The following is a 25,426-nucleotide window of genomic DNA, read 5'->3' as shown; positions in this document are numbered from 1 at the left end:
TTTTCGGCCCTAAACCACCTACTTCAGTAGGTGGTTATCATCCAAAAGGCTTTGCCTGTAAAGACCTACCCATGCTAATTGCCGTTTTGATTTTTCGCAGAGTCAAAAGAGGTAATTAACATGAGTAGATATCAACAAGCATCGCATGTGTTCTGGCGGTGTCAATACCATATTGTTTGGACGCCGAAGTACCGGTTTAGAATACTGAAAGACAATGTAGGCAAGGAAGTCTGGCGTTGTATTCAGGTTTACAGTGCTCAGTTGGGTTGTGAAGTAGTGGAACTGAATGTCCAGATCGATCATGTTCATTTGGTGATTAAAGTCCCACCGAAGATATYGATCTCGAGCTTAATGGGGGCGTTAAAAGGAAAAATAGCATTGAAGTTGTTCAGCAAATTTCCTCATCTGAGAAAGAATAAAATGTGGGGAAATCATTTCTGGCAACGAGGTTATTTTGTAGATTCAGTTGGAATAAACGAAGATATAATTCGGCGCTATGTGCGGCACCAAGAAAAAATGGAACGGCAAGAGCAGGCCGAATTGGCACTAGACTAGACAAAGGGCCCCTTTTAGGGGCTTAACACAAAGCCACCTTCTTCAGAAGGTGGATTATTTACTCGCCGCCATCCATGGCGCTCACCATGCGGGCCAACACTTCGCATTGTTCAAAATTGCTCCTGGTAATTTGGTATGTCAATTTTTTCTCTGTTCTAAATATAGGGTAGGGACTGGTCTTGTACATGCCCGACTATCGGATTAACGAAAAACAAAACAGCAGTTTAGCCTGAGTAAAAAATCCACCAACTAGCGTACAGGCGGTATAGATTTTGTCGGGCATAAATTTACTGATTTCAGAAAAAGTTGTTGAAATAGAGGTACATCAGCGTTAATTTGGTATGAGTAAAAATCATGAAAGAGGGCGGAAAAATGTTCGACTTGCGGGCAAAAAACCTTCTATTAAAAAGTTAGCGATATAAAAGGAAAGTCATGGGTACATGGTCAGAAGACATAGAACTTGCTGTGAAAAACCTAGGTGGTGTCGCATCACTTTCTGAGATATATGCCGAAGTAAAAAGGGTTAGAAAAGGACCATATCCGTCTAGCTTTAAAGCAACAATTAGGGGCACAATTGAAAATAATTCCTCAGATTCTGCAAAGTTCAAAAGCAATGACATTTTCTTTTCAGTCAACGGACTTGGTTCTGGAGTTTGGGGGTTACTGTCATATATCCACAATACCCCAGAAGCATCAGATATAGAAGACGGTGGTAATGAAACACCACGGAGAGAGACACAAGAAACTTACCGAATACTCCGAGACACGCGGCTAGCTCGACAAATAAAGCTATTGCATAAAAACAAATGCCAAATATGTGGGAAGTCTATTGCATTAAGTAGTGGTGAGAGCTACTCCGAAGCTCATCATATTAAGCCACTAGGTAAAACGCACAATGGCCCAGATGTCGCAGGAAACATCATAGTTTTATGTCCAAATCACCATGTAATGCTTGATTACGGAGTAATAAATCTAGAGATCAAAAAAGTAACCACGCATGAAAATCACAAAATTCAAAGTGAATATATTGAATATCACAATAGCAACATTTGGCAAAGCCGCTAACAAGCGCAAGCAGCCGACTCGCTACGCTCTCGGCTGTTGCGGGCGTTAGGTGATCGCAGATGTTTTCTCCGTATTTTCTAACTGATGAAAATTTGGGTTTGTACCCTGAAGTCGATGTGCGAACAGATGCAAGTGGTGGTGTTGTCATAAAGCTAGCATTCCGCTCGCAGGTAATTGAAGTTTTCTTCAGTCAGGTGATTGCATTCTATTGTGTTGAAGAAAGTAATTACGAGTTGTCGCCGCTACCGGGTATGCCTAATGATGTTGACTTTGTATCGCTGGAAAAGGGGGCAAAAGAATCTCTAATTTGGAAGTCTTCAGCCAATTACAGGCGCAGTTTTTATGCTCATCTTGATTCATATCGTGCAGATGCATCATTAGACTCTTATTTAATTTTTGGTGCCGATTACGTGGTTTTGGTTGAGTCAATCGGTTTGGTAGATGTTAAGGTGGCAACTTAAGCACCTAACAAGCCGCGTCATTCGGGGCCTGCGGCCCCAGCGACGCTCACAAGTTCGCGCGCATGCGCGGGGCGTTAAATGTCATTGAGTATCAAATGAATAAATGGAAAGTATCATTTTTCGTAACTTCTGTTTTACTGGTGGGCAGCAACCTGTTTTGGTTGTATTCGGCAATTGATGCCGGCATTACATATACATACCAGCAAGTAAGCCTCGACGATCTAAGCGATGCTCATCGCTTCCTTGGAGAGCTGGTTGTGAAAGGCGGCAAGGAATATTCCCAAAAAGATATTCTGCATTTGGTAAGGCAGTCTTACCCAGATGCATTCATTGTCGAAGAGGGCAATAAAATTATGGTCAATAATGTCACGTTTACCTTTGAGGGTGGCAAGCTGAGTAAGGTGTACTAGTATGTCAATATTTAACAAGGCCAGGCACAATCTGTGGGCTGGATCTGCGCACTGCGTATACCGGTATTTGCTGACGGCGTTAGGGATCATGAAGGAATACCCGTGAGAGCAATCCTTAGTTTTCTTTGGGACCTACTCTACTTTTTGTCTGGAGAAGGAACTTGGTGTCTGCGACCTCACGAAAGACTTGTACTCGAAGCTGCTATCGCGAATTTCCCAGACGATATGCAAAAGCAGCTGCGTGCTCAATTGAATCAGAAGATATTTGTCCAACGATCGCACAGACAGATTAGCCGTCCACGTTTCTACTCTCCCTTCTATGTTCCAAACAAAGAAATGTATGCAAACGATGAGTTCTTGCACACACTGGTGAGTGTTAAGATCGATGTAGAGGGCGAGAGAGAGAATGCGCACATAGAGTTCTTCCGGGGACGAATAGATAGCATTCAGTTCAAGTATTCCGGCACGTTCTATAGAGGTAAGGCCGTAAAGGTGCTTGGCGTCAAATCTGGCAAGCCCGGCCTTTCTCATGCTGCTGCGATCGACCGGGCTGAACACGGGAGCCAAAACCAAGATGTGCCCTAACAAACTCTTCGAGGCGAACGCGCAAAAACAGTGTGCAGCTCAAGCTGGAGTTAAGGGTTGTGCCGAAGTATCTGATGCTTTAATGGTTCTAGATGGAAACGCAGAAAGCAGTGGTAAAGAAGGCATGCTACGCTACTTCTTTGATTGTTAGTCTGACGCTTTAAATAATGACTTTATGGTTTATAGAACCAAGAACCAAGTTTGGTAGAAATGCGCAGCTCAGGAATTAAAGTCTTGGTATATGAATGAAGTCACTCAATTATCTGAGTGTGAACTATGGAATAAAGCGCTACCCAAAAATACTTAACAAGGCGTGGTTGCCGCCTTCTGCTAGGACGGTGCAAAAGACACGCCACTCCAACACTTGGCGTTAGCGCTCTATGATGTCTTTCCCATATTAATTTTAAATAAAGATGTAACTCATTAAAAAGGAAGATAATGAAAAAAATAACTGTAAGTTTAATAGCTGTGCTGATGTGCATTATTCAATTTAGTGTTTTTGCTTCATCGAATGTCGGAAAAATTGAAGAAACTACTGTAAATAGTCAGATCCTGGGTGAGAAACGTCAGTTGATAGTGTACCTGCCTGCGGGCTACGCAGACTCGCAGCAAAAGTTTCCTGTTTTATATATTACAGACGGCGATATACAGGGAGCACATACCGCAGGAACTGTCGATTATTTATCAAAGTTTGATCTGGCACCGGGCATGATTGTGGTGGGTATAGTCAATCCAGGAAATAAACGAAATGAGGAACTGACCTTAGCTAAAAAAAATAATGGGCAGTCTCAAGGCCTGGCCGGCTCTGATCGTTTTCTTAGCTATATTGAAGAAGAGGTTATCCCATTCATTAAAAGCCGCTATCGCACTTTAGATTACCAGGCATTATCAGGTACATCTCATGGCGGTCAATTTGCAATCAATGCATTAATTAAGCGCCCCAATTTGTTCGATGGCGTCATTGCTATCAGCCCGTCATTGTATTGGAATGACAAGCAAGTTCTTGATCTGGCTGAAGATGCTCTGAAAAAGAAGGCTCTTCATGGGCGTTTATTCATTTCTATAGCGAATGAAGAGCCAACTATGACTGAATCCTTTCAAAAGCTGGTTGAATTAACAAGAAAACACCCAAGCCCAGACCTTAGTGTGTCATCAAAAACCTTTAGTGATGAAAGTCATAATTCAACAACATTGCTTGGACAATATCATGGCTTAAAGCACTTATTTCCAAATTGGGGGATACCTGACGCACCGCAAACATTAGCTGACTTACAGGCCATTTTTAGTGCTCGATCTAAGTTAATTGGTACCACTATGCTGATCCCAGAAGACAGAGCGAATGGGTATGGGCAGTGGCTGCAGTATCTAAACCGTCAAGATGATGCCTTAGAACTCTTTAGATGGAATCGAACAACTTATCCTCAATCTTTAAACGCGCATATAGCCTTAATAAAAGCCTGCTTACATTTTAATTTAACGGATGCTGCTAAATCAGCACTTGAAGATGCACAAAAGTCGATCAATGGGCTTAGCTCTGAACAAAAAGGGCAGCTCGAAAGTTTATTTGGTACAAAAACGCTTTAAAAACAACTAACAAGCGATTCTAGCTGACGGTAAATCGCTACGCTTTTCGTCGCAGTTTAACGGGAGTATAGAGTGAGCTACCTTCTAATCGTTGAAACTAATATGACTAACCCATCTGGGTAAATGATTATCTTAATAATGTAAGGCCACTGCTGAGCCAGTTCGGTGGCAACTATTTAATCAGATCTTCAGCTAGTGAATTATTGGAAGGAGAAAACAATGGATGTTATTGATATAAAAGCTTTTGTTCCGAGCGAAGACTACGAGGTTTCAAAGTCATTCTATTCTGAGATCGGATTTGAACCAGAGTATGTTTCTGAGGACTTAACGCTTTTTCAAAACGGAGACTGTGTTTTCTTCCTACAACGCTTTTTCAATGCAGATTTGGCCACTAATTTTATGCTCCAGGTTTGTGTGTCAGATATAGAGTCAGCGTACAGTCTTTGCTCGCAATCAAAGCACAAAACAAAAATAACTCCAATTCAGCAAGAGTCTTGGGGGAAAGTGTTCTATCTGTGGGGGCCTGTGGGGGAACTGTTGCATATTACAGAGTTGGTCAGCTAACAAAAGGTATCACTCGCTGCTTTTGGTCACAGGGATAGCAATAGGCCACAAGATTGTACTGATTAAATTCGCTCAAACGAGCTGTTCAAGCTTGGGTTTACCAGCACACCTAATGGTCCAACTAACAGCTCCTAATTTCATTGATTTAGTTTTGCCCAGACTTTTGGCGTAGTGCCAAAACACTGCTTAAAATGTCGGGTCAGATGGCTTTGATCGGAAAAGCCACTGCTGATAGCGACTTGCACTAATGGCAAGCCACGTTCAATCAAGGCTTTTGCTTTTTGTAGTCGCTTTAGTGTGACGTAACGATAAGGCGTTGTGCCGTAAAGGGATCTGAAATCGCGAGTCACTTGCCACTTACTATAGTTTGAGAGAGTGGCCAGTTCATCCAAGGTGATGTCGATTGGCATACAGGAATCAACCGTCATTACATCGTCAATATATTCACGGACTCGTTTTATCGCTTGGTAGTTTGCTTTGGTATGTTGAATGCGGTTGCTTGTTACCTGCTGTAAACAACTGGCAAATGAAAAAATAAGATCCTGCTGTTCCAGTGTCTCCAGTGGACGATTGAATTCAGCTAACAGCCTTGTGGCTATGTGGATAAAGTGGGGGTGTCTGGTGACTCCACCTTGTAAGAAGGGCAGGCTGACGCCTTGCAACACATTTTGTACGTCAACAGGGTTGATGCTGATTGCCCGATAAGCAAAAGGACTATCTGTTCCTGCCTGGCCGTCGTGGGTTTCGTCGGGGTGCAATATCACCACCTCGCCGGGCAGGGAGTGACGTAGTTCACCACGATAATTAAAGCTTTGCACGCCAGCTGTTGTTAACGCCAAAGTGTAGGTGTCATGGCTATGCGGCGCATAAGCAAGCCCGCTAAAACAAGCTTCGATGCGTTCCGTCTCGCCAGCCGCTCTTTTTACCCAACTCTTTACCAAGCACTGGCTGTTACCCATCCTTGCGGTACTCCTGAATTTACCCACATCGAACCATGCCAAAGTTACTTAAGTACTGGGTGTACTTTTGAGCTTTCTGCATAAAATCGCAATATCGTTCAATAACACAGGTGCTTACCGCGCTACTATAGCCCAGAACTTTCAGTGGGTTATATAGTTCCTGACTAAAATTGTATAGGTTTCATAAAATTACCTTCGGTTTATCGCAGCGACAGATAATCAACATTAAAAATCAGGCCATAGTTAATTTTTAAGGAAAATAAAATCATATGAACGGGATCAAGCGGTTTTTGCTTTGGATGCTGGCGATTATCACGCTGGTTGCGCTATCAGCCATTGTGGCTGGTTTTTCATTTCGGGCCGGGCTTGGTTCACCCACAGAGCCTTTCGAGGCAAAAGCTGTGTATGCGCCCAATGGTGTGGTTGCAACCAGTCAGCCCTTAGCTAGTCAGGCAGGTCTTACTGTGCTGAAAAATGGCGGAAATGCGGTTGATGCTGCGGTCACAGCGGCGGCAGTTTTAAGTGTAGTTGAACCCTATATGACCGGCATTGGTGGTGATATGTTCGCCATGCTTTGGCTGGAAAAAGAGCAGCGGCTGATCGGTATTAATGGCAGCGGGCACGCAGGCGCATTGATGACCTTTGAAAAGATGGCCGATCGTCGTCGTGTGCCAGATGACGGCCCTGAGTCTATTACTCTGCCTGGCGCATTATCGGGCTGGGCAAAACTCTTAGAAGCACATGGCACTATCACTTTGGCAGAAGCGCTGGCACCTGCCATTGCACTGGCAGAAAAAGGCTTTCTTATCTCGGACACCACTGCTACTGAATGGGGACTGTTTGAAAGCAAGATCAATTGGGACAAGGGTGCAAGAGCCACTTTTTTAATGGATGGTGCCAGAACACCAAAAGCCGGTGAATGGTTTACTAACCCTGATTATGCCAATACCCTGAAGCTGATTGCTGCACAAGGCCCCGCAGCGCTGTACGGTGGCGAACTGGGTCAGAAGATTGCGACAAGAGTGCAGGAATTAGGCGGTTTTTTAACGCAGGACGACTTTGCAAACTATAGTGCAGAATGGGTAGAACCTCTATCTGTTTCGTTTAAAGAGTACCAATTGTGGGAGTTACCACCCAATGGTCAAGGTATTGCTGCCTTAGAGATGTTAAAAATACTGGAACCCTTTGATTTAGCAGGCATGAAGCACAATTCTGCAGACTATCTACATCATTTGATTGAAGCGAAAAAACTGGCTTATGCCGATCTGGAATACTTTGTCGGCGATCCTGAATTTATGCAAATCACGCCAGAACAACTATTGTCAGAGCAGGTCATTGCCAAACGCAGGGCGCAAATTAATGCGGCTAAAGCCATGGCAAGTGCAGATCCCGAACCCTCCCTAACAACCAGCGAAACCACTTATTTAAGCGTTGCAGATAGCCAAGGCAACATGGTGTCTTTTATTAACAGCTTAGCTGCATCTTTTGGTTCAGGAGTTGTGGTGCCAGGCACAGGTTTTGCGTTACAAAACCGCGGAGTAGGGCTGTCAGTGCAGCCGAACAGAGCCAATACAGTAGCGCCAGGCAGGCGCCCGTTTCATACCATTATTCCGGGTTTTGTCACTAAGACAAATGCAGAAGGTAAACAACAACCCTGGTTAAGCTATGGCATTGTCGGTGGTCCGCAACAGCCGCAAGCCCATGTGCAAGTGCTGCTGAACATGGTGCTGTTTGATATGAATGTGCAACAAGCCATGGACGCACCAAGGTTCCGGCATTGGGAAGAAAACAGCGTGAGTTTTGAGCAAGGCATACCTCAAGACACAGTAGATGAATTATTTTCGATGGGGCATGCACCACAAAATCCAATTATGGCCACAGCGCAAAGTGTTTTTCTTGGTAATAGCAGAGGCCTGATATTTGGTGGTGGCCAAGCTGTGATGAAATTAGACAAAGGCTATGTGGCGGGGTCTGATTCCAGGCGAGACGGCGTAGCTGCGGCTCACTAAATAAGGTTATTGTTTACCTTTAAATTAAAAAGGTAGCGGGGGCGCTTCGGCAGCCCCTGTTTTTATCATCCTGTTTTCTTTGGCAAAACGGCTGGGGGACTGGCCGGTATGACGGCTGAAAGCCGTACTGAATGCGCTGGCAGACTGATAACCTATGCGGTCTGCCACTTCTGTTAAGCCAATGTCCAGCCGTCTTAATAAATCTTTGGCTATGGCCATTCTCCAGCGAAACAGGTATTCCATAGGTAACAAACCCAAAGTTTGAGCAAAACGTTCAAAAAATGCAGTGCGTGACAAAGCCGAGAGTCGTGCCATAGCCGCAACTGTCCATGAACGGGCCGGGTCGCGGTGAATAGCCCGAAGCGCTAAGGCTATTCGTTCATCAGCAAGGCCTCGTAATAAACCAGGCGGCGCCTGGTCTGTTGCTGTGGAGCGTAAAGCTTCAATCAATAACACTTCCACCAAGCGGTTTAAAACTAAATCCTGACCAGCCAACGGGTTTAAACACTCATCATTAATCAAATTCACCAGCACAGGCAGTCTTTTGCTTTGGCGCAGATGCACTATGCCCGGCATTAAGGACACCAGCAAACCAGCGTCGGGTGAGTTGAACTCAAAGTAACCCCCCAATAAACGTACATCAGCAGGCCCTTCAGTTCGGCCGTGACGAAGTTCTCCAGTCGCTAAAGCTGCAGTTTGGGAATTAATCAGCTGCGGTGTGATGGCATCAAAACTCGACATGGTAAAACCCGGAGTGGCGGGTAGCAAAATAAAGTCGCCTGCCGCCAAAGTAACAGGTTGTTGGTTGTCTACAGCCAGTAAACAACTGCCCTCCAGCACGGCACAAAAACTTGGATGGCCAAAGTCAGAATAACGTACAGCCCAGGCGCCAGCGCCACTGATGCCTTTTGAAAATACAGTACGGGGTTGCAGCAAGCTGATCACTTCCGTCAGCGGATCCATGATTTTTGAACTCTATGTAATGAAATGCGGACTATCGATTATAGATAGTACAGCCAATTTTCGCTACTTTAATCACAGCGAAACTAACTTATGGAGATGCTATGAAAACTGTACTGATCACGGGTTGTTCATCGGGTTATGGCCGGGAAACTGCGTTGTATTTTTTGGCAAAAGGCTGGAAGGTTGTAGCAACAATGCGAACACCAAAAGCTGATTATTTTCCTCAATCGGACAACTTGCGAGTTTTAGCTTTGGATGTGACTCAGGCTGAAAGTATCAAGACGGCGCTTGAGCAGGCAGGCCCTGTGGATGTATTGGTAAATAATGCCGGCATAGGACTGTTTGGTGCCTGTGAAGCAACGCCAATGGCTACTGTGCGCGAAATATTTGAAACTAATACCTTGGGTATGATTGCGATGGCTCAGGCGGTGATCCCGCAATTTCGGGCACAAAAATCTGGCCTTATTATCAATCTGACGTCAAGCGCTGTATTGATGCCGATGCCGCTGGTAGCTGTGTACACCGCCAGTAAAAGCGCTATTGAAGGCTTTAGCTCGTCTTTAGCTTTAGAGTTAAAGCCTTTTAATATTGGTGTTAAATTGGTTCAGCCAGGGTATGGCCCAACCACAAGTTTTACCAGCAATGGGGCTGCTCGTATGCAAGGGCTAATACCTCCGGTTTATGCCGACTATGCTCAGAGCGTATTTAAGGCTTTTACTGTGGTGCAGCAATTTACCAAGGAGTTGGATGTCGCCGAAGCTGTATGGAATGCAGCCACTGATCAAAGTGGCCAACTGCGTTTTCCAGCAGGTGCCGATGCAGTCGCTTTATCTTTGTTATAAGCAGGCCGTTTTAAAGTCACAGCCATCAGTCGTAGTGCTGTGACTTTTTTCTGTTCGGCTATCTTGGTTTTATGGCAAAGTAACTCACTGAGTTTTAAACCCTATTTAAGTGAGGAATAGCAGCGTTATGACTGCCGATTTATCTCCTGAATTGCTACCTGAAAATCACTTTGCTGCCATGTTGTTTGATATGGATGGCACCCTCTTAAACTCAATTGCTGCAGCAGAAAAAGTTTGGGCTCAATGGGCCAAAGCTCATGGTATTGATCTGGAAACCTTTTTGCCCACTATTCATGGCAGAAGAGCTCTAGACACTATCTCCGGTTTAAATCTACCCGGCATGGATGCGGCGACAGAAGCTGCTTACATTACCCAAGCTGAAATAGCTGAAGTGGAGGGCATTCAGGAAATTCCGGGCGCAGCTGCATTTTTAAAGCAAATTCCGGTATCGAGATGGGCTGTGGTCACTTCAGCTCCGTTGCAACTGGCCTTAACCCGCCTGAAAGCAGCTGGCTTGCCGATCCCACAAGTAATGATCAGTGCTGAAGATGTAGAGCAGGGTAAACCACACCCTGATTGTTATTTACTGGCGGCAAAACGGCTTGGCGTCAACTGCGGCGATTGTCTGATTTTTGAAGACGCTGAAATAGGTATAAAAGCAGCACTGGCTTCAGGCGCTACTTTGGTGGTGGTGACGGCAACTCACACAAGCCATAGTCCGGCTGGGGCAGCACAGCAGATTGCGGTGAGAGATTATATTCAGTATGGAGATATGCTGCTGAGTAAGCTGAAACAGCGGTAGTTAGTTGATCAGTTAAAATGCTTACCAGCAAATAGCTGAAAAACACCCGGCATGGAGCCGGGTGTGTTATCTATCAAACAGGACTAACTCTGTTAGTTAAAGCTATATCTCATACCCAAGGTATAACGTGGGCCGTATTGACGGGCGAACAGGAACTGTTCTTCGTAGCGGCCGTAACCCTCTTCAGTTTCGTTGTTCAGGTTTATGCCTTCCAGAAAAACTTTTAGTTGATCTGTGATGGCATAATTCAGGTTGATGTCCCACTGAGCATAAGCTTTAGCATACTGAGGTGGTGCATCGGAGGAGCCCTGTGACTGTCCTACGCCAATCAGGTAGGAGTCTCGCCAAGCGTACGTGACTTTGACTGACCAGTCTTCTTTTTCATAAAACATCTGGAAGTTGGCTGAATCACTGATACCTACCAATGGTGCCTGTTGAGTCAGACTTTGAGTATCAAACTCTACATCACCCTGCACAAAAGTGGCGTTAACACCTACACCAAAACCAGATCCGCCAAACAAATGCTGTACTGCCAGTTCAACACCATCCACTGATTTACTGTCGGTATTTTTTGGTTGGCTGATATTCCAGACAATTAATGGATCCTGTGCATTGGGTTCTATTTTACCCTCAGCATTGCCGTGACCATTGGCCAGCATTTGCTCAAATATGGCTGTGCTTGTGGCTTGTTCTCCTCTGGCTTCAATATCTGCAACGGCTTCAAGGTAGCGAGGGCCGTTCAGAATATCGTGCAAACCCTCAATGGTCGTTTCAGTAATGGTATTTTGAATAAAATTATCCACGTCTTTTTTGAAGTAACCTATAGAGGCGTAACTGGCCTCACCATAGTAGTACTCTAAAGACAGATCGAGGTTAGTGGATTCATAGGGCAGTAAGCCCGTATTCCCCAGAGCCCCTGTGCGTGAGCCAGGTTTTGGGCTACCACTTAAACTACGGCCTCCGACCAATAAACCTAAAGGTGCACGGGTAATGGTTTTACCCCAGGATAAACGGCCAACCCAGTCTTCGGCCAAGTCGACTTTTAAGTCAAACATAGGCAAAAGTAAATCGTATTTCCCGGTGAAATCGAGAGTTTGTTCAGCACCATCTTGTTGGTATTGTGTGATCCACTCGGAAGGACTTTCCCAATTTACCTGTAAAGGCACAGTTTGACGAACTATGTTAGGTACTTCAGTTTCTTCGTAACGTAGCCCGGCGTTTAGCTGCACAGCATAACTAGCCACATCGAACTCCCACTGCGATTGCACGTAGGCGCTCTTGGTTTCTTCAGCGACATGGCTTGTGCTGTCTATACCGTCAAAATAGGCATCTGGCACATAGACATCGCCACCCATCACGGCTTCGGTCAGGAAAGCTTGTTGCCTGGCTACGGCCTCATCAAAATCGTAGCTGTAGTAGTAGTGTGGCTGTAATGCGCTGCCGCCACTGCTGAACTGATCTAAAAAGTTCGCTGTAGAGTGGCGGGTAAACATACTGTCCGGGAAAATTTGTGGATAAGCCGGATTAAAACCTGCACCACCACGCAAACCACTCCAGGCCGAATAGCCACTCATGGTTTGTTCGGTCATTGCCGCGCCGAACTTAATATGACTCAATGGGATCTTAAAGCTGGAATTAAACCAGGTACCGTCTAACTGCAGTTGTTGGATCTCCGATTCACCCGGTGAGTGGGTAAACTGGCTGAAGTTGGAGTCTATTTCTGCTGCTGTTAATTCGTTGGTACCGTTGCGCCATAAGATCATCGCTTGCGGAATATCACCAGTACGATAATCATAAATTTTTGACAGCAATTGGTCCGAGCCTAAGATCACTTGGCCAGCACTGCCCAAACCTTTGTCTGCACCATTGTCTGTTTTGTTGTTAGAGTCGTGATAATCCAGCGAAAAATGCCAGTCATCGTTGAGTTTCCAGTCCAGATTCAAACCAACAGACTGAGCTTTAACTTCAGTGGTATTTCTGTCTGCAGTAAAGGATCCGTCATTACCGCCAATATCGGCATAGAGCGCAGTACCATTTTCATCCAGCTCGTAGGCATTGATATTGCCGCCAAATTCGTTCCAGATCCCCCAGCCAATAGCGTTTGTGCCTGTTAAAGCACGTGAAGCTGTGTAATCGAGAGTGGCAACAAAATCATCCACGGGTTCGTATTGCAGCGTAAACTGGCCATTGCTGCGTTCACGCTGCACATTTTCAATACCGTAGTTCATATCTTTGGGGAAAAAGTAATTACCAATTTTATTCCCATCGGCATCTTCAGCTCGAGCGTCTACCACTTTACTGGCATCCAGAGTGGGCAGCGCAACGTTGGCCTGCCAGCCCTGAATATTGGCTTGTTGCTTCTGAAAATCACGTTCCTGATGTGAAAAGGAGAAGGCTACACCAAGACGGTCTTCAGCAAAGGTATTGCTGTACACTGCTGCTAATTCTGGTGTTACATCATCGCCTTCGACATTGGAGCTGTCGTGTATGGCTTTGGCTGATACAGAGTAACGCTGGCCAGGCTGAGTCAAAGGTCTGGTCGTGGCAATATTTACTATTGCCCCTAAACCACCGCTTGGTAGATCTGCCCTGGAGGTTTTATAGAGCTCTAAAGCACTGACTCCTTCAGACGACAAATTTTCCAGATTGTAAGAACGGGTATAGCCTGTGCCAGGCATCTGACGGCCGTTTAAGGTGATCAGATTAAATTCCGGGCCAAAACCACGCACCGTAATTTGGCTGCCTTCACCGTTAGCACGACTGACGGATACGCCTGTGATACGTTGCAAAGATTCTGCCAGGTTAGTATCAGGAAACTTACCCATTTCTTCGGCTGAAATAGCGTCCACAACGCCGTTGGCTTCACGTTTCATATCCATGGAGCGGATCAGGCTGCCGCGTATACCTTTTACCTGGATCACTTCTACTTTTTCTTCTACTTTTTCTTCTGCTTTTTCATCATTTTGCTGGGCTATCGCCTGGGGTAAAGATCCGGCGGATAAAATGACAGAAATACAGACCGCAAGATGACTTTTATTTGAGTTTAACCTTTTCATGTTGAACCTACTCATTCAAATACTGTTGTTTCAACAGGGAACCTGCCAGGTCTCCTGCTGTTCGCTGTTTGCATTGGCGCTTTGCTGTGTTACGGGTTGGTAATCACCACGTTATCCAACCGATACACCGCGCCTTCGCCCGATCCCCAGGCAGGAAAAACCATCAACACATCGATAGCACTGACATCAAGGCCTTGATCAAATAAGCTTTGCAGCGGGAAAGTGTATGTTTGCCATTGGCCTGGCACAGGAACTGCTCCTTCCTGACTGGCTGACAGATCCAGTTCTACTGCGGAGGAAGCATCACCGGCTTCAATCTTGAATAGCCAGGCTGCAGCAGCATTGTTTGGTGGGCTGACGACTTTCATTTCAAAACGCACAACACCAGTGGCCAGCAGGGCTGATGCGTCGTAATACACATCATCATCCGCCAGCAGGCCCATCACTGTTGGGGCAGCACCTATGACAAACTGAGCTGTGTTACCGTGGCTGGCGTCATCTACTTCTACTGTTGGGGTAGTACCACCGCAGCAATCCCAAATGGACCATTGTTCTGCAGCTGCATCGGCAAAAAGAGTTAGGCCATTGGCTGTTGGTGCATCGCCATCAGGATGAAATATTTTAGCGTTATCAACACGATAGACAGCTCCCTCGCCAGTGCCCCAGGCAGGGAAAATCATCAGTACATCAATGGCGCTCAGATCCAGTCCTGCAGCTGCCAAGTCCGACAACTTATAGCTGTAAGTTTGCCACTGCCCTGTGACCGGAGATTGAGCTTCAACGCTGGCGCTCAAATCCAGTTCTACAGCTTCAGCGCTATTGTTCGATTCTACTTTAAACTTCCAGCTTGCATCCGGGCTGGATGGGGCACTGACCACTTTCATTTCAAACTGAATTAAACCGCCATCGATCAGGGCTGTTGCATCAAAAGGGGTATCAGCGCCTCCATTGGCAGCACGAGTAATAAATCCCATGACGGTTGGGGTGGCACCTATGCTGAACTGAGCCACCATACCATGGGTTGCATCGTCCATTTCTTCGGTTGGTGTCGAGCCCGCACAGCAATCCCACATAGGCCAGTCCGGGTTAACTCCATCTTCAAACAACACCAACTTGGGCAGGCTTTGATTAGGCTGAGCTATTTTAACGTTGTCGATACGGTACACTGCACCTTGTCCTGTATCCCAGGCAGGGAAAATCATCAGGACATCAATAGCCGCCACATCAAGTCCGGCATCGGCCAGAGCCTGTAATGGAAAACTGTAACTTTGCCATTGCCCTGTCACCGGGGCTACACCAGCTGAACCCTGAGTTAAATCTATTTCAACAGCAGTCGATCCTTCCGAACTTTCTACTTTAAATTTCCAGACAGAAGCTACGTTAGCTGGTGCTGAAACCACCTGCATATCAAAGCTGATACTGCCGGAAGCAATAATAGGGGAAGCATCAAAAGGAGTTGGTTTTCCTTCAGGATCGGTAATAAAAGCCTCGCGGCTGACAAAGCCATTGACTGTTGGAGTTGCACCTACGCTGAACTCGTACACATCACCTCGCTGTGCGTCTGCAGTCAAGGCCGGAGTGCTGCCACCACAACAATCCCAGGCTGGCCAGTTTGGATTTGGAGTGCCGTCGAAAATAGTCAGATTCTGTGGAATACCCGAAGAAGGCGGTGATGGGATAGGGGCTTTGCCTTCGACTAAACCATCACTAAGATCATCGTAACCTGGGCGAATGGTTTCGCAGCCTTTACCTGTCGCAGGATTGGATGCACATTCATAGACCCGCACATAGTCAATCAGAAAGCTTTGACCATTTTCAAAAGCTGTAGCGTCTATACCACCATTGTTGACGTTCTCTGGCCAATTGCCACCTACAGCCAGGTTCATGATCATATAAAACTTCTGATCAAAAGGTGTCTTGTCCCAGTGAGTTTCTAATTCGCCACTGCTCTGATCAAAGTATTCGCTAAACCAGCCGCGATGTCTCAGGCCAACAGCTTCACCTTTAGCGTTATAGCGTACATCGGATTGACGCTGCGTAGCATAAAGGTAGCCATCTACGTACCAACGGATTTCTCCTTCTTGCCATTCCAAGGCATAAACATGAAAATCGTCAGCCGGGTTTGCGCCGCCAGGCAATGCATAGGCTTTGCCTGAGTTGGAGTTATTTGGCCATTCTTTGCCATAGTGCAATGTGCCGTGAACATTAGATTCTGTTACCCCTTCAGCGTTGGTTACTTTCAGGTTCACTGCTTCCATAATGTCGATTTCACCAGACTTGGGCCAGCCGCCATAGACTGAGTCTGTTGGCATCATCCAGAATGCTGGCCAGCTGCCTTGACCTGAAGGTAATTTGGCTCGCATTTCAAAACGGCCATACTTGAAATCTGCTTTGTTTCTGCTGACAAGACGGGCTGAAGTATAAGGCTTTTCAGCGTTGGCTTCGGCAGGCAAAGCCACTATGTTCAGCATGCCATTTGCAATAAATGAGTTGTCGGCGCTGTCGGTGTAACATTGTTTCTCGTTATTGCCACCGCCGGTACAATTCACCTCATGACTCCACTTTGTGGCGTCTATGCCGGAACTACTAAATTCGTCGTTCCACACCATGACCCAGTCACTGACAGGCTGAATTGGATCAACCTTGCCAAAATCTGATTTTGTTTCTGCTCCACCGCCACATCCGTGCAGGCTGGTCAGTGTGACGCCCGCGCAGAGTATGGCGATGCTTGTCGCTATCTTTCTCATGTGTAATGCCCTGTCAATTGGAAGTTTGTTTTTTGATCAGTGCAGCTGATCATTTATGGTTATGAAAGCGCTACCTGAAAGCGCTTTCAAGAGCGTATTAGGAGAGTGAATAAATATCAACCATCAGGTTAATAAATTTCACTTATTGTCTTTAAGTTATTGTTAAGTAATGGGTTTTTATTTTATAAAATGCGGCGTGATTAAAGTTTGAGCGTTTCAGCTGGGTGGATATGAACTTAAATGATTAAGTTTTTAATAAAATTGAACTGGGGATAACCCTGTTTTTGGCGCACTATATTCTGAGTGAGGCAGAGGGTGGTGTTCAATAAATTATAAATAGATTCATGAGGATACCTGTTGTGCGACATTTTTGTGTGTTTTTTCTGTATTAATTAAGGTACTGCACGATTTTTGGGGGCATACATGGTGGTCAGAAAAAATTCTATTGTAAAAACAGCGGAAAAATAATCATTAATTCGTTTAGATCTTAACAAAGCTTAAGTTTTCTTTAAGTTTAGTCCCGCACACTGCCTGCTAAATCGATATGCGGGAGTGTGCTTATGTTGTCTTCTTATCAGTTCGGTCAGTCAGTCGCTGTGAGTTTGCCTGTGCCGGATGTCAAACCGCTGTTGCAGTTGGTGAAAGCATCAGATGTGCAGCGTCCTTCTGTTGAGCAGTTTATTGCATCAGGTTTTGCCAAAGCCTATCAGGCCGATGTGCATAGTTTTATGCCAAATTTGTTAGGCGTAAACAGAGCTGGTGAATGGCAGGCCGTGCTTGGACTTCGCAGTGCGGCTCATACAGATTTATTTATCGAGCACTACTTACCAGCTTCTGTAGAGCAGTTACTTGCTACTTATGGCATGCAGACCGAACGTACTCAACTGATTGAAATTGGCCATTTATATGCCATCAACAAACAAAGCTTATTACAGCTGTTTGTATTGATGGCTTATGCGCTGGACCAACTGAATTACCGTTATTTGTTATGTGCCGCCACTACCCAGGTTCGCGGTATTTTAAGCCGCCATGGCATTGAGCTGACGGAACTTGGCGAAGCAAAAGCTGAAGCTTTAGGTGAAGATGCTGCCAGTTGGGGCAGCTACTACGACACCAATCCCAAAGTTTGTGTGATGGATTTAGCTGCCGTGACCCGCTTTATTCACAGTGATGAAAAATTAACAGCTTTAGCCCATCAACACTGGCCGCAGTTGCATCAGTTAGTGGCTCGTTTACCACAAGGAGACTGCTGATGGGTATTGAATTACCAACAACGGCGGTACTGCGCGACTTAGCGACAGGTTTGGCTTACTCACAAGCTCAAATCAAAAAACAAATGAGGGTATGGCAAGAATTATTGCTGGGCTACGGCGCACAGCGTATTGCGTTGGCGGCGAATAGTTCAGCGCAGTGGGCCTTGTTGGATTTAGCTTGCCTGGATGCGGATTTACTGCTTGTGCCGCTGCCCACTTATTTATCTGAAAGTCAGTTTGCCCATGTCATGAGTCAACTTGAGCCTGATTTCTATATTTCAGACCAAGAACAAAAAAACGCAGAATTTACCTTGTTAGAACAAGTAGGCGATTTATTGCTGTATCGGCGCGAGTTACAAAGCTCTGGCGCTGCTATTCCTGCTACTTGTCAGAAAATTACTTTTACCTCGGGTTCCACGGGACAGCCAAAAGGTGTCTGTTTATCAGCGCAAAGTCAGTTTGATGTGGCGCACAGTCTGCTGGAGCGCATCAACCAAGACGCGCCTAAGCATCTGTGTTTATTACCTTTAAGCACCTTGCTGGAAAATATCGCCGGTATTTATGCACCTTTATTAGCAGGTGGCGAAGTGCTGGTAGCTCCGGATTCATTACGTGGTTTTAGCGGCAGTCAGCTTAGCAATCCACAGGCTTTACTGGCGCTTATCAGCAGTACAGCACCAAAAAGCTTAATTTTAGTGCCTGAGCTGCTGCAACTACTGGTAATGGCGTGCGCTCAAGGCTGGCAAGCACCAGAATCACTGGAGTTTATTGCCGTAGGTGGTGCCCATGTATCCGCCGCTTTATTGCAACAGGCTGCACGTCTTGGCTTACCTGTGTATCAGGGTTATGGCCTGAGCGAATGTGCTTCTGTGGTGGCTTTATCCAGTGTGGATGCACGTCAAAGTACGGCTGCAGAACTGGAATTAGTGGGTATGCCGTTAGCACATCGTGATATTGAAATTATCGATGGCGAAATAGTAGTGAAACAGCCATTTCTGGGCTATTTGGGCGATGCGGCGTCGCTAAGCGACAAAGTCTTTACCGGCGATTTGGGTGAGCTGGATACACAAGGCCGCTTACGTATTCTGGGCCGTCGCAAAAACTTACTGATCTCAAGCCTGGGACGCAATATCTCCCCTGAATGGCCAGAAGCGTTATTGACTCAAAGCGGTTTAATCCGCCAGGCCGTGCTGGTGGGTGATGCCCGGCCTTATTGTGCTGCCTTGTTGTATCTGGCTGATGCCAAAGCGACAGCGCAGTTGCCTGCTTATCTGGCTCAGGTCAACCAGCAGTTACCGGATTATGCCCAAATCAAATCCTATCAGCTGTTAACTCAACCTTTGTCTGTGGTCGATGGCACTTTAACGGCCAATGGTCGGCCACGCCGAGCGGAAGTAGTTAAAAAATACCAAGGCGAAATCAATAATTTATTTGTTTCTAATGATCTAACAGGAGAATCCTATGAGTTTTTATCAGACGCTGGTTAATGCAACTGAAGCAGAGCGTGCTTATTTACTGGATGCTCCCATGATCCGCCGTACTTTCGCCGGGGATTTTACGCTTGACCATTATGTGGCTTTTTTAACTCAGGCCTATCATCACGTCAAACACACAATACCGCTGTTGATGTCGGTGGGTGCCTTGTTACCAGAATCCAAAGAATGGTTACGTGAAGCTGTAGCTGAATATATTGAAGAAGAGTTAGGCCATCAGGAGTGGGTATTAAACGACATAGCAGCTTGTGGTTATGACAAAGAGCAGGCTCGGGCCAGCACTCCGGCTTTTGCCACAGAGCTGATGGTGTCTTATGCCTATGATTCGGTACGCCGTGTTAATCCTTTATGCTTTTTTGGCATGGTGCTGGTGCTTGAGGGGACCTCCATCGCGTTAGCCGAGCAGGCGGCCAGTAAAATAGCCGGTACTTTGCAGTTACCACGTAAAGCTTTTAGTTACCTGAACTCCCATGGTGCTTTGGATCAGGACCATATCAAGTTCTTTGAAAGCCTGATGGATAAGATCACAGAGCCTGCCGATCAGGCGCTGATTATCCATAGCGCCAAACGCTTTTTTCACTTATACGGCGACGTATTCCGTAGCCTGGAAAAACCTCATGGCCTGACTAAAAAAGTGTTAGTAGATGAGGCAATAGCATGAGCGGGTTAGCAGGCGAAACTGTGCTGCTGACAGGGGCGACAGGTGGCATTGGTGCTGAAGTCGCCAGGCAGTTGAGCGGCGAGGGCGCACGGTTGATTTTAACCGGTCGCTCTGTTGAAAAACTTCGTGCGCTGCAAAACCAGTTGGCGGCTGAAACTTTGATCTACTCCTGTGATTTAACTAATACAGCAGAGCAACAAGGTTTGCTGCATTTTTGTCAGCAGCAGGGGGGCATTGATGTGCTGATTAACAACGCTGGTATTAGTCAATTTGGCTTGTGTCAGCAACAGCAGTTTAGTGAGCTGGTTAGCATTAACCTGCTGGTGCCTATGCAACTGTGCCAGATTTTTCTGCCTATGTTGCGGAAGCGCCAAGGCCAAATTCTTAACGTTGGTTCTGCCTTTGGCAGTATTGGTCACCCAGGCTTTACTGGGTACTGCGCCAGCAAGTTTGGTTTGCGTGGTTTTACCGAAGCCTTGCAGCGTGAACTGGCCGATAGCGGTATGCAGGTGAAGTATTTTGCACCACGAGCGACAGAAACTAGTATTAATTCCAGCGATGTAGTGCAGTTAAATCAACAGCTTGGCAACAGCATGGATAGCCCGAACTGGGTGGCAGGACAGCTTGTTAAGCAGCTGAAGTCGAACGAGCTACGCCGTTTTCTTGGTTGGCCTGAACGGATTTTTGTTCGCCTGAACGCCGTGTTCCCGACACTGGTGGATATGGGGTTAAAAAGTAAATTAACACTGATTGAATTATTTGCAGTGGGCAAAAATCACTAACGAGRTAGATATGAATAACGTATTGAATAAATTAGTTTTAATTCCAGCTTTGTTTTTAGTTCAAGTAGCACAGGCCGATGTACTGCAGGATATTAAACCTTTGCAGGATCGCTGGGCTGAAGTGAATTACGCTATGAGTGAAGACCAAAAAGAAAAAGCCTTTCCAGAGCTGGTCAACCAAGCCAATGCAGTGGTTGCGGCCAATCCGGACAAAGCCGAAGCCTTGATTTGGCGTGGCATTATTAAATCTAGTTATGCCGGGGTAAAAGGTGGTTTAGGCGCTATGTCACTGGCAGAAGAATCTAAAGCTGATCTTGAGGCTGCACTTAAAATCGACAGCCAGGCCTTACAAGGTTCGGCGTACACCAGTTTAGGTGTGCTGTACTACAAAGTTCCAGGCTGGCCTATTGGCTTTGGTAGCGATAAAAATGCCAAAAAGATGCTGGAAAAAGCCCTGACGATTAACCCTCAAGGTATTGATCCCAATTATTTTTATGCTGAATTTTTAACTGAAGAGCGCGACTATAAAGCAGCCATGAGTTACATTGAAAAGGCAAAACAGGCTGCACCTCGTCCTGACCGCCCAACAGCCGATCAGGGCAGGTTGCAGGACATCGCTGCACTGGAAGCCAAAGTAGCGAAAAAGCTAAAACGTTAATCAATAAAACGTGTAGGAGCGTGGCTTGCCCCCGCCCGTATCAAATTTCAATCAGATGCTGTTTAGGGGTTATCCCAGTTCATATTCAGGTTCGAATACAGGGGCATGTATGAGACTATTGCTGGTCGAAGACGACCTAGATTTAGCCAAAGGCTTGGTGCTGGCATTGTCCAGTCAGGGTTTTGTGGTAAATCACGTAAGTTTGGGTCAACATGCGTTAAGCAGCATCAAAGCCAAAGACTGCGATGCTGTGATCCTCGATTTAGGTCTGCCTGATATGGATGGTCTGGATATACTCAAACAAAGCCGTCAAAGAGAAGGTCATTTACCTGTGCTGGTGCTGACTGCCCGCGATGGGGTGGATGACAGGATCCGTGGTCTGGATTTAGGCGCTGACGATTATCTGGTTAAACCTTTTGCTATGCCTGAACTGTTCGCGCGTTTGCGGGTGATAGAGCGGCGGCTTGGCACCGCAGCTACGCATTTAATTAAACTACAACAAGTAGAATTGGATACCAGCGCGCATTTAGTCCGAGTCGAAGGTGAATCTGTTGGCTTGTCACGCCGCGAATATATGCTGCTAAAAGAATTGATGGAGTCGGCTGGACGGATAAAAACCCGCGAGCAGCTTGAAGCCAGTTTGTACGCCTGGGGTGAAGAAGTGGCCAGCAATGCGCTGGAAGTGCATATCTCCAATTTGCGTAAAAAGCTGCCGAAAGATTTTATTAAAACCCTGCGAGGCGTGGGGTATAGCGTGAGTGTGAACCCGGCATGAGCCTAACTATATGAACCAGCCATGAGTCTGCTATGAGATCCTTGCGCCGCTACTTAGTCACAGTGCTGATCGCGCTTTTTACGCTGATTAGCTTTGTTGCAGCTTTGCAAAGCTATAAACAAAGCGCCAGCAGGGCCGAAGCTTTATTTGATCAGGACTTACAGATCCTGGCGTCCAGTTTGTCGCAGCAATATCAGGCCGGTTCACAGCAACAGCTGGGGCTGGCGCTGCAAGTCTGGCAAAAAGGTAAGTTGGTGTATCGTAGTGCTTTGGCACCTGAAACGTCGATGTCGGACGCTGAAGGTTTTAGTGAGCATAATTTTGCCGGTAAAAGATGGCGGGTGTTTCGTCAGACGCCTACCGATCTGTTGACTGTGATAGTGGCACAACCCTTGACACAGCGCCAGCAACTGGCGGATGAAGTGATCACAGCCTCTATTTATCCGGTTGTGCTGAGTTTGCCGCTGCAGGCCTTATTGATATGGTTGGTGGTGAGTAAAGCTTTGTCGCCTATCAAACGTTTTTCTGCCCAGTTGTCGTCTAAAAAAGCCAATGATTTAAGCCCGGTAGAGTTGGACCAGGTACCGGCAGAGCTGGATCAGATGCTAAAAACCACCAATCAGTTATTTGCCCGTTTAGCCGATGCTTTTGAGCGGGAAAAACGTTTTGCCTCTGATGTAGCGCACGAGCTACGTACCCCTTTAAGCGTATTGCAGGTGAATTTGCACAATGCTTCTCAGCAGTGGCAGCGTTGTGGCATTAACGACCCTGAAGGTTCTATGTTGGCCTTGCAGGCTGGTGTAGAGCGCATGAGTGCTTTGATCGAACAAATTATGCTGTTGAACCGAACTAACCCAGAGCATTTTCAGGCCCGCACTGAACAGCTGGATTTAGCTGGGTTATGCCGCCAGGTGGTGGCCGACTGGTATCCACACATTGAGAAAAAGCAGCAACAAATTGAACTGTTGGGCCTTGAGCATTTGTCACTGAAAGGGGACGCTTTTGCGTTGCGTTTATTAGTCAGCAATCTGGTGGGTAATGCCAGTAAATACACTCAAGTCGGCGGTTCTATCCAGCTGGAGCTGTCTACTGACCAAGATAAAGCCATGCTTGTGGTGCAGGATAATGGCCCTGGTATAGCGCCCGAAGAATACAAAAGAGTGTTTGACCGCTTTTATCGGGTGGGTGGTGACAGGCATCAATCCGGCACTATAGGTTCAGGTTTGGGCTTGGCTATAGTACGGGATATAGTGGTTTTGCATCAGGGCAACATCAGCCTTGGAGCCTCTGATTTTAGCAGCGGATTAAAAGTGACAGTGGAGCTGCCGCTTTGAAAAACAAAAAGTTAAGAAAAAACAGTAAAAAGGCATTGCCCGTTGCAGCATTGTTATTGCTGACTCTGCCTGTTGTAGCGGAGCAAAAGGTATTTGAGCTGCACATTAAAGATCATCTGTTTCAACCCTCTGTGCTGTACGTACCCGCTGGTGAAAAAGTGAAGCTGCTGGTGCTGAATCAGGACCCGTCGCCTGAAGAGTTTGAAAGCTTTAGCTTAAACCGCGAAAAAGTGATTTTAGGCAAAGGCAAAGCCACCTTATTTGTTGGGCCTTTGCAGCCTGGCAAGTACCAGTTTTTTGGCGAATACAATCCAGACAGCGCACAAGGTGTGTTAATAGCCCTGCCTGAAGATGAATGGCTACGGCATAGGGCGAATCATGCTTATTAATACGGTGCTGATGTTTTTACGCGAGTTGTTACCGCTTTGTTTGCTGCTTGCGACTTTGCTGGTGTGGCACAGAACTGTCTGGCGTAGTTTTGCTTTGTATTTTGCCTTGCCCTCAGTGCTGATGCTAAGCCTTATCAGCCTGAAAATGGTATGGGTCTCAGAACAACTCGATGGTCTTGGGCTGGAGCTTTTATATAGCTTCTTGTATCTGAGTTGTTTTGTATTGCTCTGTTTGTCGGCCCTGAAAGCTCAGTGGGCGCTGTTGAGTTCAGCGCTTGCCGCAGCTTGTCTGTTTAGTATTAGTGGCAGTAACTTATTGTTATACATCTGGTTGCCAACACAGGCAGAAAACACACCGGCCGATTTGGTGTTAGGGTCAGCCTTAGGAGTAGGTATAGGGGCCAGCATAGCTGTGCTTTGGTATTACCTGCTTAGTGAGCTGAAACAGTGGCGCATCAGCAGTTTTGCTTTGCTGTTGTCATTATCCGGCGCTCGTCAGGTGATGATGGCATCAGCCTTATTGCTCCAGTCTGATTGGCTCCCCGCAGGGCCACAGCTTTGGCAAACCGAACAGCTACTGTCGGAGCAATCCGAATTAGGTTTCTTTTTACAGGCGCTGATGGGTTATGAAGCCACACCTAGCCTGTCGCAGCTGCTGTTGTATTTACTGTGTTTTGGTCTGTTGTTCTGGTGTTGCAGCTTGATGGAGAAAAAAAGATGAAGCTTTACAGCAAAAAAGCGGTGATGAAGGCTTTGTGCTTGGTTTGTCTGTGCAGCAGCATGTCGGCTTTGGCGGATGGGCGAGTGGTCGACAAGGTGTATCACCCTTATGTGCAGCCGCTGGAGCGTGAATTTGAGTACCGCTACTTTTACCAGCGTCAGGCCGATCATCCAGATAACAATACCATGGGGCAAAAACTGGGTTACGGGTTTTCTGTGACTGAACGCGCAGCATTGGAAATTTACGTCATCGCAGATCGCATCAGCCCTGAAGATTACAAATTAACAGGCTACGAGCTTGAGCTGCGCTGGATGCTGACAGAGCAGGGCCAGTACAGCGCTGATTGGGGGATGTTGTTTGAACTGGAGCGGCAAAATAATCAGGATAACTACGAATTCACCACTGGCCTTTTAATGGAAAAAGAATTCGGCCCAACCAGCCTGACCTTAAATGCCTTGGCTGTCTACGAGTGGGGTCAGACACTTGACGCCGAATGGGAAGGCGAGTTCCGCGCTCAATACCGATACCGCTGGTTACCTGCAGTACAACCAGCCATCGAACTCTACGCCGGTGAAAACTACAAAGGCGCAGGCCCAAGCTTAATGGGGGTGCATAAGTTTGATAAACAAAAGCAGCTGAAATGGGAGCTGGCGGTGATAGTCGCCATAGACAACGACACAGTAGACCGCACTTTACGTTTTGCGTTGGAGTACGAGTTTTAGAGGTCGCTGCATTTTGTTGTTGCGATAAGGGCAAGG

Annotated in this window: 24 protein-coding genes; 20 read left to right on the top strand and 4 right to left on the bottom strand. The window is 46.5% G+C overall.

Annotation, left to right across the window (positions count from 1 at the left end; genetic code table 11):
* The first annotated feature begins 120 nt into the window (after positions 1-120).
* The 7 genes from tnpA (at position 121) to P3C17_RS19290 (ending at position 5,224) form a co-directional block, all read left to right on the top strand.
* The gene (tnpA, locus tag P3C17_RS19320) at positions 121-555 is read left to right on the top strand and encodes an IS200/IS605 family transposase (protein ID WP_300930954.1); all 435 of its coding nucleotides are present in this window, start codon (positions 121-123) and stop codon (positions 553-555) included.
* 432 nt (positions 556-987) lie between these two features.
* Complete coding sequence (locus tag P3C17_RS19315; protein ID WP_300930953.1) at positions 988-1,620, top strand: HNH endonuclease; 633 nt, start codon at positions 988-990, stop codon at positions 1,618-1,620.
* A gap of 59 nt (positions 1,621-1,679) precedes the next feature.
* The gene (locus P3C17_RS19310; protein ID WP_300930952.1) at positions 1,680-2,081 is read left to right on the top strand and encodes a hypothetical protein; all 402 of its coding nucleotides are present in this window, start codon (positions 1,680-1,682) and stop codon (positions 2,079-2,081) included.
* A 95-nt stretch (positions 2,082-2,176) separates the two neighbouring features.
* On the top strand, positions 2,177-2,491 hold the full coding sequence (locus P3C17_RS19305) for a hypothetical protein (protein ID WP_300930951.1): 315 nt from the start codon (positions 2,177-2,179) through the stop codon (positions 2,489-2,491).
* Between the two features lie 102 nt (positions 2,492-2,593).
* A complete protein-coding gene (locus P3C17_RS19300; RefSeq protein WP_300930950.1) occupies positions 2,594-3,076 on the top strand; it encodes a hypothetical protein in 483 nt (160 codons plus the stop codon).
* Between the two features lie 438 nt (positions 3,077-3,514).
* A complete protein-coding gene (locus tag P3C17_RS19295; RefSeq protein ID WP_300930949.1) occupies positions 3,515-4,660 on the top strand; it encodes an alpha/beta hydrolase-fold protein in 1,146 nt (381 codons plus the stop codon).
* Positions 4,661-4,879: 219 nt separating this feature from the next.
* Positions 4,880-5,224, top strand: coding sequence for a hypothetical protein (locus tag P3C17_RS19290; protein ID WP_300930948.1), 345 nt, complete (start codon positions 4,880-4,882; stop codon positions 5,222-5,224).
* 137 nt (positions 5,225-5,361) lie between these two features.
* Here P3C17_RS19290 and P3C17_RS19285 read toward each other — a convergent pair whose 3' ends face one another.
* A complete protein-coding gene (locus P3C17_RS19285) occupies positions 5,362-6,183 on the bottom strand; it encodes an AraC family transcriptional regulator (protein WP_300930947.1) in 822 nt (273 codons plus the stop codon).
* Between the two features lie 269 nt (positions 6,184-6,452).
* Between P3C17_RS19285 and ggt the strand changes: the two genes are divergently transcribed.
* Positions 6,453-8,192, top strand: a complete 1,740-nt coding sequence (ggt, locus tag P3C17_RS19280) for a gamma-glutamyltransferase (RefSeq protein ID WP_300930946.1) — start codon at positions 6,453-6,455, stop codon at positions 8,190-8,192.
* 24 nt (positions 8,193-8,216) lie between these two features.
* Here the strand turns inward: ggt and P3C17_RS19275 are convergent, their stop codons facing one another.
* Positions 8,217-9,155, bottom strand: coding sequence for an AraC family transcriptional regulator (locus P3C17_RS19275; protein ID WP_300930945.1), 939 nt, complete (start codon positions 9,153-9,155; stop codon positions 8,217-8,219).
* A gap of 101 nt (positions 9,156-9,256) precedes the next feature.
* On the opposite strand from P3C17_RS19275, the gene P3C17_RS19270 reads away from it, so the two are divergent.
* Together P3C17_RS19270 and P3C17_RS19265 are read left to right on the top strand one after the other, a co-directional pair.
* The gene (locus P3C17_RS19270; protein WP_300930944.1) at positions 9,257-9,997 is read left to right on the top strand and encodes an SDR family oxidoreductase; all 741 of its coding nucleotides are present in this window, start codon (positions 9,257-9,259) and stop codon (positions 9,995-9,997) included.
* Between the two features lie 127 nt (positions 9,998-10,124).
* Entirely contained in the window at positions 10,125-10,799 is a 675-nt protein-coding gene (locus P3C17_RS19265; RefSeq protein ID WP_300930943.1) for an HAD-IA family hydrolase, read from the top strand.
* Between the two features lie 92 nt (positions 10,800-10,891).
* Here the strand turns inward: P3C17_RS19265 and P3C17_RS19260 are convergent, their stop codons facing one another.
* Together P3C17_RS19260 and P3C17_RS19255 are read right to left on the bottom strand one after the other, a co-directional pair.
* A complete protein-coding gene (locus P3C17_RS19260; protein WP_300930942.1) occupies positions 10,892-13,855 on the bottom strand; it encodes a TonB-dependent receptor in 2,964 nt (987 codons plus the stop codon).
* Between the two features lie 89 nt (positions 13,856-13,944).
* Entirely contained in the window at positions 13,945-16,602 is a 2,658-nt protein-coding gene (locus P3C17_RS19255; RefSeq protein WP_300930941.1) for a glycoside hydrolase family 16 protein, read from the bottom strand.
* Between the two features lie 560 nt (positions 16,603-17,162).
* On the opposite strand from P3C17_RS19255, the gene P3C17_RS19250 reads away from it, so the two are divergent.
* From P3C17_RS19250 to P3C17_RS19205, 10 genes are all read left to right on the top strand, one after another.
* Complete coding sequence (locus tag P3C17_RS19250; protein ID WP_300930940.1) at positions 17,163-17,855, top strand: thermostable hemolysin; 693 nt, start codon at positions 17,163-17,165, stop codon at positions 17,853-17,855.
* Complete coding sequence (locus P3C17_RS19245) at positions 17,855-19,342, top strand: AMP-binding protein (protein ID WP_300930939.1); 1,488 nt, start codon at positions 17,855-17,857, stop codon at positions 19,340-19,342. Before P3C17_RS19250 ends, P3C17_RS19245 begins: the two co-directional genes overlap by 1 nt.
* A complete protein-coding gene (locus tag P3C17_RS19240) occupies positions 19,317-20,009 on the top strand; it encodes an iron-containing redox enzyme family protein (protein ID WP_300930938.1) in 693 nt (230 codons plus the stop codon). The genes P3C17_RS19245 and P3C17_RS19240 overlap by 26 nt, the downstream gene beginning before the upstream one ends.
* Entirely contained in the window at positions 20,006-20,791 is a 786-nt protein-coding gene (locus P3C17_RS19235) for an SDR family oxidoreductase (protein ID WP_300930937.1), read from the top strand. The genes P3C17_RS19240 and P3C17_RS19235 overlap by 4 nt, the downstream gene beginning before the upstream one ends.
* A gap of 10 nt (positions 20,792-20,801) precedes the next feature.
* On the top strand, positions 20,802-21,449 hold the full coding sequence (locus P3C17_RS19230; RefSeq protein ID WP_233080560.1) for a hypothetical protein: 648 nt from the start codon (positions 20,802-20,804) through the stop codon (positions 21,447-21,449).
* Between the two features lie 109 nt (positions 21,450-21,558).
* Complete coding sequence (locus P3C17_RS19225; RefSeq protein ID WP_300930936.1) at positions 21,559-22,224, top strand: response regulator; 666 nt, start codon at positions 21,559-21,561, stop codon at positions 22,222-22,224.
* 32 nt (positions 22,225-22,256) lie between these two features.
* The gene (locus tag P3C17_RS19220) at positions 22,257-23,558 is read left to right on the top strand and encodes an ATP-binding protein (protein ID WP_300930935.1); all 1,302 of its coding nucleotides are present in this window, start codon (positions 22,257-22,259) and stop codon (positions 23,556-23,558) included.
* Entirely contained in the window at positions 23,555-23,947 is a 393-nt protein-coding gene (locus P3C17_RS19215; RefSeq protein ID WP_300930934.1) for a cupredoxin domain-containing protein, read from the top strand. The genes P3C17_RS19220 and P3C17_RS19215 overlap by 4 nt, the downstream gene beginning before the upstream one ends.
* Positions 23,937-24,668 carry a hypothetical protein gene (locus tag P3C17_RS19210; RefSeq protein ID WP_300930933.1) on the top strand — a complete coding sequence of 244 codons (732 nt, stop codon included), beginning with the start codon at positions 23,937-23,939 and terminating at the stop codon, positions 24,666-24,668. The genes P3C17_RS19215 and P3C17_RS19210 overlap by 11 nt, the downstream gene beginning before the upstream one ends.
* On the top strand, positions 24,665-25,390 hold the full coding sequence (locus tag P3C17_RS19205) for a hypothetical protein (protein ID WP_300930932.1): 726 nt from the start codon (positions 24,665-24,667) through the stop codon (positions 25,388-25,390). Before P3C17_RS19210 ends, P3C17_RS19205 begins: the two co-directional genes overlap by 4 nt.
* The last annotated feature ends 36 nt before the right edge of the window (positions 25,391-25,426 follow it).

Source organism: Rheinheimera sp. 1928-s, from assembly GCF_029269265.1.
Lineage (GTDB): Bacteria > Pseudomonadota > Gammaproteobacteria > Enterobacterales > Alteromonadaceae > Pararheinheimera.
This window is presented reverse-complemented; position numbering and strand designations above follow the sequence as displayed.

What these genes read in the sequence shown, in the direction of transcription:
- P3C17_RS19310 (WP_300930952.1), top strand. Translation starts at nt 1,680, where the DNA reads ATGTTTTCTCCGTATTTTCTAACTGATGAAAATTTGGGTTTGTACCCT.
- P3C17_RS19205 (WP_300930932.1), top strand. Translation starts at nt 24,665, where the DNA reads ATGAAGCTTTACAGCAAAAAAGCGGTGATGAAGGCTTTGTGCTTGGTT.
- P3C17_RS19245 (WP_300930939.1), top strand. Translation starts at nt 17,855, where the DNA reads ATGGGTATTGAATTACCAACAACGGCGGTACTGCGCGACTTAGCGACA.
- ggt (WP_300930946.1), top strand. Translation starts at nt 6,453, where the DNA reads ATGAACGGGATCAAGCGGTTTTTGCTTTGGATGCTGGCGATTATCACG.
- P3C17_RS19315 (WP_300930953.1), top strand. Translation starts at nt 988, where the DNA reads ATGGGTACATGGTCAGAAGACATAGAACTTGCTGTGAAAAACCTAGGT.
- P3C17_RS19255 (WP_300930941.1), bottom strand. Translation starts at nt 16,602, where the DNA reads ATGAGAAAGATAGCGACAAGCATCGCCATACTCTGCGCGGGCGTCACA.
- P3C17_RS19305 (WP_300930951.1), top strand. Translation starts at nt 2,177, where the DNA reads ATGAATAAATGGAAAGTATCATTTTTCGTAACTTCTGTTTTACTGGTG.
- P3C17_RS19225 (WP_300930936.1), top strand. Translation starts at nt 21,559, where the DNA reads ATGAGACTATTGCTGGTCGAAGACGACCTAGATTTAGCCAAAGGCTTG.
- P3C17_RS19290 (WP_300930948.1), top strand. Translation starts at nt 4,880, where the DNA reads ATGGATGTTATTGATATAAAAGCTTTTGTTCCGAGCGAAGACTACGAG.
- P3C17_RS19220 (WP_300930935.1), top strand. Translation starts at nt 22,257, where the DNA reads ATGAGATCCTTGCGCCGCTACTTAGTCACAGTGCTGATCGCGCTTTTT.
- P3C17_RS19265 (WP_300930943.1), top strand. Translation starts at nt 10,125, where the DNA reads ATGACTGCCGATTTATCTCCTGAATTGCTACCTGAAAATCACTTTGCT.
- P3C17_RS19275 (WP_300930945.1), bottom strand. Translation starts at nt 9,155, where the DNA reads ATGGATCCGCTGACGGAAGTGATCAGCTTGCTGCAACCCCGTACTGTA.
- P3C17_RS19260 (WP_300930942.1), bottom strand. Translation starts at nt 13,855, where the DNA reads ATGAAAAGGTTAAACTCAAATAAAAGTCATCTTGCGGTCTGTATTTCT.
- P3C17_RS19270 (WP_300930944.1), top strand. Translation starts at nt 9,257, where the DNA reads ATGAAAACTGTACTGATCACGGGTTGTTCATCGGGTTATGGCCGGGAA.
- P3C17_RS19210 (WP_300930933.1), top strand. Translation starts at nt 23,937, where the DNA reads ATGCTTATTAATACGGTGCTGATGTTTTTACGCGAGTTGTTACCGCTT.
- P3C17_RS19230 (WP_233080560.1), top strand. Translation starts at nt 20,802, where the DNA reads ATGAATAACGTATTGAATAAATTAGTTTTAATTCCAGCTTTGTTTTTA.
- P3C17_RS19250 (WP_300930940.1), top strand. Translation starts at nt 17,163, where the DNA reads ATGTTGTCTTCTTATCAGTTCGGTCAGTCAGTCGCTGTGAGTTTGCCT.
- P3C17_RS19235 (WP_300930937.1), top strand. Translation starts at nt 20,006, where the DNA reads ATGAGCGGGTTAGCAGGCGAAACTGTGCTGCTGACAGGGGCGACAGGT.
- P3C17_RS19295 (WP_300930949.1), top strand. Translation starts at nt 3,515, where the DNA reads ATGAAAAAAATAACTGTAAGTTTAATAGCTGTGCTGATGTGCATTATT.
- P3C17_RS19285 (WP_300930947.1), bottom strand. Translation starts at nt 6,183, where the DNA reads ATGGGTAACAGCCAGTGCTTGGTAAAGAGTTGGGTAAAAAGAGCGGCT.
- P3C17_RS19240 (WP_300930938.1), top strand. Translation starts at nt 19,317, where the DNA reads ATGAGTTTTTATCAGACGCTGGTTAATGCAACTGAAGCAGAGCGTGCT.